This window comes from Clostridium sp. UBA5988, from assembly GCF_002435615.1.
In the GTDB taxonomy this organism is placed as follows: Bacteria; Bacillota; Clostridia; order Clostridiales; family Clostridiaceae; genus Clostridium_J; species Clostridium_J sulfidigenes.
Map to the genome: position 1 here is coordinate 1 of NZ_DJBA01000026.1, position 6998 is coordinate 6998.

General features: G+C 26.9%; 11 protein-coding genes. 10 read left to right on the forward strand and 1 reads right to left on the reverse strand.

All coding sequences use genetic code 11. The annotated features are described in order from the left end of the window. Positions 1 to 101: 101 nt before the first annotated feature. From B3J31_RS05905 to B3J31_RS05950, 10 genes are all read left to right on the forward strand, one after another. A complete protein-coding gene (locus B3J31_RS05905) occupies positions 102 to 344 on the forward strand; it encodes a DUF4351 domain-containing protein (RefSeq protein WP_346868262.1) in 243 nt (80 codons plus the stop codon). A gap of 189 nt (positions 345 to 533) precedes the next feature. Further along, positions 534 to 1286, forward strand: a complete 753-nt coding sequence (locus B3J31_RS05910) for a sugar phosphate isomerase/epimerase family protein (protein ID WP_346868261.1) — start codon at positions 534 to 536, stop codon at positions 1284 to 1286. Positions 1287 to 1374: 88 nt separating this feature from the next. Next, a complete protein-coding gene (locus B3J31_RS05915) occupies positions 1375 to 2244 on the forward strand; it encodes an AraC family transcriptional regulator (protein WP_035131038.1) in 870 nt (289 codons plus the stop codon). 329 nt (positions 2245 to 2573) lie between these two features. Continuing rightward, entirely contained in the window at positions 2574 to 2771 is a 198-nt protein-coding gene (locus B3J31_RS05920) for a hypothetical protein (protein WP_346868260.1), read from the forward strand. Between the two features lie 141 nt (positions 2772 to 2912). Continuing rightward, on the forward strand, positions 2913 to 3542 hold the full coding sequence (locus B3J31_RS05925; RefSeq protein WP_346868259.1) for a CPBP family intramembrane glutamic endopeptidase: 630 nt from the start codon (positions 2913 to 2915) through the stop codon (positions 3540 to 3542). 36 nt (positions 3543 to 3578) lie between these two features. Continuing rightward, the gene (locus B3J31_RS05930; RefSeq protein WP_346868258.1) at positions 3579 to 4073 is read left to right on the forward strand and encodes a hypothetical protein; all 495 of its coding nucleotides are present in this window, start codon (positions 3579 to 3581) and stop codon (positions 4071 to 4073) included. A gap of 71 nt (positions 4074 to 4144) precedes the next feature. Next, positions 4145 to 4828: a DinB family protein gene (locus B3J31_RS05935; protein WP_346868257.1), complete on the forward strand. Its 684-nt coding sequence runs from the start codon at positions 4145 to 4147 to the stop codon at positions 4826 to 4828. Positions 4829 to 4841: 13 nt separating this feature from the next. Then, a complete protein-coding gene (locus B3J31_RS05940) occupies positions 4842 to 5306 on the forward strand; it encodes a hypothetical protein (RefSeq protein WP_346868256.1) in 465 nt (154 codons plus the stop codon). A 72-nt stretch (positions 5307 to 5378) separates the two neighbouring features. Beyond that, positions 5379 to 5639, forward strand: a complete 261-nt coding sequence (locus B3J31_RS05945; RefSeq protein ID WP_346868255.1) for a hypothetical protein — start codon at positions 5379 to 5381, stop codon at positions 5637 to 5639. 65 nt (positions 5640 to 5704) lie between these two features. Continuing rightward, positions 5705 to 6031, forward strand: a complete 327-nt coding sequence (locus B3J31_RS05950; RefSeq protein ID WP_346868254.1) for a hypothetical protein — start codon at positions 5705 to 5707, stop codon at positions 6029 to 6031. Between the two features lie 134 nt (positions 6032 to 6165). On the opposite strand, the gene B3J31_RS05955 is transcribed toward B3J31_RS05950, so the two are convergent. Further along, complete coding sequence (locus tag B3J31_RS05955) at positions 6166 to 6744, reverse strand: lytic transglycosylase domain-containing protein (protein ID WP_346868253.1); 579 nt, start codon at positions 6742 to 6744, stop codon at positions 6166 to 6168. Between the last annotated feature and the right edge of the window lie 254 nt (positions 6745 to 6998).

Consider the following 6998-nt stretch of genomic DNA (forward strand, 5'->3'; position numbering starts at 1 on the left):
GCTAGTCATCGGATAAGATGTTACTAGCAATACAAAATTTAATAGAATACTTAAATAGAAATTTTATTAAGGATGAAATTTTAGAAAATGAGGTGAGTAGAATGACAAAAACATTATATGATCCAGAGGTTGAAAAGAGGGGTATTGAAAAGGGGAAATTGGACGGAAAGATAGAAGGTAAGGCAGAGTTATTAGTAAAACAATTGTTAAAAAAATTTAAAAATTTACCTGAAGAATATGAGAAAAGGATAATGAATTTACCCATTAATGCCATTGATAAAATTGGGATGGATATCTTTGATATAAATTCTGTGGAGGAATTGGAAGAGTATTTTAAGATATAGATAAGTAATAGTTAATAATAAATATATATACCCTGAATTATCCACCGAATTTATTTTTAAAGGATTTATTGAAGATATTTCCTTAGATAATGAATTCGGTGTATTTTGTATTTACTTTTATTGGTGTACAATTAATTTATATTTAGTTTTAGAGCTATGTTAGGAAAATTAAAAAAGGAGTATATAACTATGATAGAATATGGTAGAAGTATAAGATGGTTTAATAATTATAAAGATGAAATTGATTTTTCAAAATCAAACAAATTTGATTTTATGCAAATTTGGTTTAGTAAAGGGGAATTAGTACTTGATAAGGTATTATTTCCTAAAGAAGAATATGTATTAAATTCAAAATTCCCAGTAATAATTCATGCTGTATATGATATTGATGATTATGATAAATATAATAATGAATTGATTAGGATATTAAAATATTTAAATCATACAGAGGTTATTATACATCCCGTATGTAAAAGTCTTATCATAAATTCTCAAACTATAAATCTGCTTGCTGACAACATTTATAAGACTAACCAACTATTAAAAAAGAACAATATAAAACTTTATATTGAGAATAATAGTGTAATGGACAAGATTAACTATACACCAAGTGACTTAAAAGTAGTATTTGATAAAAATCCAGATGTTGAATTACTCCTTGATATTGCTCATATAGATGACTATAATCATTTAGAAGAAATACTTAAAGTGAAATTTCCTAAATGCATACATATAGCAGATAAGCATTTTGATGTAGAGCATGAACATCTTCCTATTGGACAAGGTGAACTTGACTTTAGGTTAATTTTCCAAAATTACTTAAAGGACTATGATGGAAAAATCATATTTGAAGTTGTTGATACAGATGAGGAAATTTTAGAATCTAAAAAAATAATTCAAAATATAATTGAAGATTCAAAGAAGGAAAATACAACTAAGTAAATTTATAATAATGAGGCTACAAAATAGGGCACGAAATATCGAGTATAAATATGTTTATAAAGATACTATTAAATTGGGAGTGAGAAGAATGGATTGGATAAAAAATTTAAATGAGTCTATAAATTATATAGAAGAAAACCTTCATGGGGAAATATCCTATGAAACTATTTCAAAAATTGCTGGATGTTCTGTCTACAATTTTCAAAGAATGTTCTCATATATAGCGGACAAGCCTTTATCGGAGTATATAAGAAACAGACGATTAACAATGGCAGCCTTTGATTTATTAAATAGCACAGAAAGAATAATTGATATTTCTTTAAAGTATGGATATGAATCTCAAGATTCATTTACCAGGGCATTTAAAAAATTTCATGGAGTACTACCTTCAAGTGTTAGAAATGAAACTGTACAGCTGAAATCCTGTCCTAAGCTCTCCTTTCAAATTTCAATAAAAGGAGAAAATCATATGAATTATCAAATTGAACAGTGGCCTGAATTTAGAGTAATGGGAGTATCACATAAAGTAAAAACAGCCCAGGCCTTTGAAGTAATTCCTCAAATTTGGGAAAACTCATGGAAGGATGGAACTATGAAAATGTTCCTTGACAACTTTCCCGACTATAGACCTGCAGGTTTTTTAGGAATTGCTCAAGGAGGACAATGGGGAGAGTCGGAAGAAATGGAATACATCATAGCAGTAACAAATCATGTTGATGTACCAAACTGCAAACATGTTCCAGTACTTGAAGGAATGAAGGAGTTTACTTACCCTGCTGCAACATGGGCAATTTTTGAAGCTAATGGAGAACTGCCAGATGCAACTCAAAAGGTTTATAAACAATTTTATAGTGAATGGCTTCCTAATTCAGGATATGAATTAGCTGATCTTCCTGTAATTGAATGCTATATGCAAGAAAATCATCAAGAAGTTTGGATTGCTATTATTAAAAAGTAGAAAATATTAAATAATTACAACTTATTAAAAAAATTCCAAAATAACTTTTAGAATCGTTAGCATTTATATAACTAGCTATGTCATCTTAGTTTAAAGTTTAATCTATTCAAAACACTGCAGATTCAGAAATAAATATGCAGTGTTTTTTAGCAATTTGAGGATATAAAATATTTAGATTATAAATCAATGCAGAGACGCTAGTGTAAATCATCAAGATAATTACTAAGGCTGTCTATGGTAAAATTATTTTAAATTTACTTTTATTGGTGTATAATTAGTTTTAGAGTTAATAATTAATCTAATCAATAACATTTATAGAGGTGAAGTGCTTGATAAAAAATAAAAGAAGTAACAATATATACACTCCAGGTATTTTTGCTCTTTTTGGAATGTCAATAGGATCTAACTTAGCTACAACTTTGTTTTCTTATCCTTGGCGTGGCATAATTGGAATGTATTCTGGTCTTATTATTGGGTTTTTATTAGGGAAGCTAGTAGATTATGTAGCTATGAAAAAGGAAAAATAATTAAAGATACTATAACATTCAAAATTGAATGTGTATTATTTTACTACGTAATTCAATTTATATAATGCACCCATGCGATATAAAATAATGATTAATATACTAGTATCAGAAGATACGTAAATTATAGAGGAGTTATAGTTAATGAGTAAAACAGGTTATTTAATATTAATGGTAATAATAATATTTTCATATAAACCATTAGAAAATATCTTTAAAAAACTTTTTAATAAATCAATAAATTATCAACTATGGGAAAGTAAGGGGTATTACGCTTGGGGGCTAATACTATTAATTATATATTTAGTTGTTAATCCCATTGATTATATAGTAAAAGTTCCTGTAAACAATAAGTGGGGGATTATGGCTATATTATATGTTGGTATTAGTACAATTTTTACTTGTATATATAATATAAATATTTATTATCCACGAAAAAGTAATAAATTTAGATGTTTTCATTATGGAGTAATACAACCCATATTTGAAGAAGTGGCCTTCCGTGGACTAATTTTACCTATGACAGTCTATATATTAGGAGATCATGCTGAGGCTATTATTTTGTTAAATGGAATTATTTTCATGGCATTTCATTTGAATTATTGGTCTTTTAATAAAGAAAATGTATCAATGTTTTTTTCTTTTCTAATTATTGGAGTATACTTTAGCTATATAGCTTTAATTACTCAATCAATTATCTATCCAATATTATGTCATATCATAATTAATGGAGGTAATACACTTTACAGAAATCTAAAGTACGAATGTAGATAAAAAAGTTAATTTCATAGGAAGATGAGGAACAATGATTTGAAGGAATTTATAGTTATATATTTCTTAGTTATATTACTTGAACCAGGATTAACGTTGCTGCATGAAATTGGACATGGGATTCCACTATTGCTGTTTACTAAGGGAGATGTGAAAATTGAAATAGGTAATTCTTACTTGAGTAAAAAGGTACAGCTAGGTAGGTTTCTAATAGAATTTAGAGGATATAATTCAATAATGGATATTTCATATGGACGAGTTTATGGTGAATTTGTGAATAATAGAATTAAGGCAATAATAATAGCGTTATCAGGACCAATGGTTTCACTAATGCTATTTTTAATATCACTAATAATTCTTAGTAGTAATACTATAAGTGAATATTACATATTAGAATTAATATTAAAGGGTATTAAGTGGAATACCATTGGGAAAACGATAATTACATTAATACCTATAAAATATAACTTTCATCCATATACTTCTATGAAGAGTGATGGGTATAGAGTTGTGGAGTTATTAAAACTAAGGTAAAACACTAAATTAATTTTAGAGTTAATAATTAATTATAAACCATAGGGAACAAATAAAGGGGAGTATATTAAGTGGATTTAAAATCATGGAACGATGATATTAAGGAATTAAGAAAGATAATATTGAAACCAGATAAAATTCAAGAAAGTAAAAGCTTGGCTTTAAGTTTGCATTCAATGGTCCATTTATCCATTATGTCAGGAGTAGATAAAAAAACTTTTGAAGATGAATTATGGGAAGGGTTAGATGAAAATACATTTAGAACTTCACAAAATCAAAAGGGCCGTACTATCGCCTATGGCATTTGGCATTGTACTAGGATAGAGGATATAACAATGAATTTATTAGTTGCAGGCGATAAACAGATATTTAATAGGGGAAATTGGCAAGAAAAAATCAACTCCAATATCACAGATACTGGTAATGCAATGTTAGAAGATGATATTATGGAATTTAGTAAAAATATAAATATGGAAGAATTAAAAAATTATAGAATTGAAGTAGGAAGAAGGACAAGAGACATAGTAGAGAATCTTTCCACTGAGGATATGAAAAGAAACTTTGATAAACATAGATTACAACGTATATTAGATGAGAGAGCAGTATTGGATGTGAAGGCATCAAATTGGCTTATTGATTTTTGGGGTAGAAAGAATGTAGCGGGAATTATATTAATGCCAATGACGAGACATCAAGTGATACACATAAATGAATCATTAAGTGCAAAAAAGAAGTCAAAATCAAAGGCTTTATAACAGGAGGATATAAATGAAGATTAATGACATTATTATTTCAGTGCTTTTAATTTTAATAATTTTAAAGCAGCTAAAATATATAAAAGCCTTAATAATACCAATAAGAAAAAGGCTTATAGAGATTGTTGTTGTATTGTTTGGTATTATTATTCTCATAGGCATTATGTATTTTTATGCTAATACATGGATTCATTATGTAATAGGAATGTTATGTATTCTTACGTTTATAAGCAGCTGGATTAAGGGAGGAATTAGCTCCCAAGGTTTTATATCAATGTATAGATATAAAGAGCTTATATTGTGGAATGAGATTGAGAAAGTTAAAGTAACTAATTCAAAGGATGTAAAAGTTAAACTATTTGGTGGTTTTATGGAGCAAACCTTTCATTTTAAAACCAGTGATTACCATAAAGTTATTAATGTTTTAAAAGAAAAATTACCTGTGGAAGCAGAGTTAGCAATCAATAATTATAAATAATGATTAAAAAAAGCTATTGATTTTATATGACTTAACATAAAATGCAATAGCAAATAAAAAGGAGTTTTAGTTATGGGCATTGATTATGGTGCAATTTTAATTTTCACTATTATGGGGATATATTTTATAGTTAAGTATATTAAAAATAAAAGAAGTTCTAACTTAGTTGCTATTTTTATGACAATTACGGGTATATTTTATAAGCAAAATTATAGTTTGTATAACAATGTAAGTGAATCAGCACAAATAGTTATTAATATAATTTATTGGATTTCTATCTTAGCTTTATTAATAGTTGGCTTTATTAATAGAAAGACTAAGAAGGTAATATGATCAAACCACAAATTTGTATAGTCTTATGGTTATTACATAAAATAAGACTGAAAGGTGGTTATTCTATGAAAAAATTTACTGTTATATTATTAATTTTAGTAACCCTTATATTTAGTGCATCTATTACAACAACAGCCTTTGCGGAAAATGTATTTGAAGAAGGTTTTTATCGAATTTCAGATTTTAATCCTTCAAGTGATGGTTCTTATTATGTTGAAAATATTTCCACATCTAGTGTATATGTCATTATTTTTAATGAAAATCTCATTGCAACACAAATTTTACTTTTAGAACCAAAATCAGTAAAGTATAATTTAGTTCCACTTAAACCTGAACATAGAGTTGTAGTCGTTGGTGATGGTCAGGTACATATTGATAAAGGGGCACAATAATATAATTTTTTATCTTTATAAATTCATTTTTAAAAACACTATTTTAATTAGGAAATAAAAATACCACATTATTCTATTTTGGAAAATGTGGTATTTTTCAAGTAATCACTTAATTTTAATTACTACACCTTAATTTACTTATCTTTATATATTTCTAAATACTTTTTATAATTATAGTCCACTACATCAACATAATTTGCAGTTTCTTTATAAGGGATATTATTTAGTGTTGCACCATCACTTGAATAATTACTATCCTGTAACCATTCAGTGGTAATATTCATTCCCGCATTATAGGCTGCAACTACAGTGTTTTGCTCAGAAAAATTTTTCTGAAGGATAGAAATAAAAAACACACCATATCGAATATTAGTATCTGCATCAAACAAATCATCATAGGTGGTAGAACTTTCTCCTAACTGAGGTTTTAGCCAGTTAAATGTATCCTCTGTTAGCTGCATTAAACCTCTTGCTTTAGCTGAAGAAATAGCCTGGTTATTAAAATTGCTTTCCTGTTTTATCATTGCATACACCAAATATTTATCAACATCAAACTCTTTACAATATTTATTTATAGAATCTTTATACTCAATCTGAAAGGTTTCTTGTTCATGAGGATTTTTACTGTTAAAAGAATAAATAAATAACATACCCCAACTAATAATAATTAAAATAAATAAAAGGTTTTTAAAACTAAATCTTTTTTTCTTCAAAAAAGTTCCTCCTCAAAGCCTTATTTACCATAGGCGAAATAGTTATAGCCTTTCTTATATTTTAATACTTATCTATAACTAGCTTATTTAATTTAATTATAGATTAAAACACTTAAGGAATTCATTACAAATTTCTTAAGTGTTTAATATATTTATTATATATTAAGGAAATATTTTATCAAAAGTAGGCTAAAAAACGTATAAGAACAAATGTTTGTGTATATAATTAATATATAGCTATAAAATATATTTAA